Origin of the sequence: Bartonella sp. AD13SXNS, assembly GCF_042196465.1 — a bacterium.
Lineage (GTDB): Bacteria > Pseudomonadota > Alphaproteobacteria > Rhizobiales > Rhizobiaceae > Bartonella.
In genome coordinates this window covers 1-765 of sequence record NZ_JBHIQI010000092.1, presented here as the reverse complement: position 1 = coordinate 765, position 765 = coordinate 1, and the positions used below count along the sequence as shown (strand labels likewise).

The window sequence follows — 765 nt, the reverse complement described above, 5'->3', positions numbered from 1 at the left end:
ATCATCTTTAAGCCTTGATACGTCTCTATCATCTCATGAAGAAGCTGTTGTTCTGTTTCTGTAAGATCTTTATCTTTGGTGCTTCGTTTCTTGACCATCTTTCCAACCACATAAATGGGCTCCCTGCTTGTTATGCTTCAAAATATCTCTTGCAAGGTTGGAACTGATGACCTCAACATCCTGATTATCCAAATAAATGGGCAACCAACCACCACAAGAAACAAACCTATTTGCCGCGCACCCAACGAGAAAGTTCAGAGCGCACACCAGCATCACTTTTTCGATTAACTTCATTTTCCACCTCAAGACGGGTTGTTGCTGTCTTTAAAGCATGCTCTGTTTGCTTTTGCCGTTCGCTTTGCTTGCCAAGGTGAAACGCCTTGGCTAAAGCCATAAAAAAAACGGCTAAAGCCGCTAACAGAAGAGACAGATTTCTTTTGAACCAAAAAATCACAAGCGCTGCTCCCGAAAACGCTTGGCTACAATCACCAGACCTGTACAAGCGGCTAAAACCATAATCCCTGCTAACGCCCACTGTATCGGTCCATTGCCAACCAACAAGCCTCCAAACCCAGAACAAGACCCTATAATCGGCGCGAGTGCTTCTATCTTGAAAAGACCACTTGCCTCTTTCGTTTCTACTCTTTGATAGTTTGAAGAAACATAAGACCCTTTCGCCCACAAACCTGCTTCCGCTGCTCGACGGTTGGCTAAACCAGCAAGAAGCTTTCCACCTACCTTATTCCATTTCTGTAATTCAACGGG

At 44.4% G+C, this 765-nt stretch carries 1 protein-coding gene and 1 pseudogene; both read right to left on the bottom strand.

Translation table 11 applies throughout. The features are described from left to right. Positions 1-226: 226 nt before the first annotated feature. The gene (locus ACFIMQ_RS09560) at positions 227-454 is read right to left on the bottom strand and encodes a hypothetical protein (protein ID WP_375695288.1); all 228 of its coding nucleotides are present in this window, start codon (positions 452-454) and stop codon (positions 227-229) included. Next, a pseudogene (locus ACFIMQ_RS09555) lies at positions 451-765 on the bottom strand (lysozyme); the annotation flags it as partial. The gene ACFIMQ_RS09560 and the pseudogene ACFIMQ_RS09555, both read right to left, overlap by 4 nt.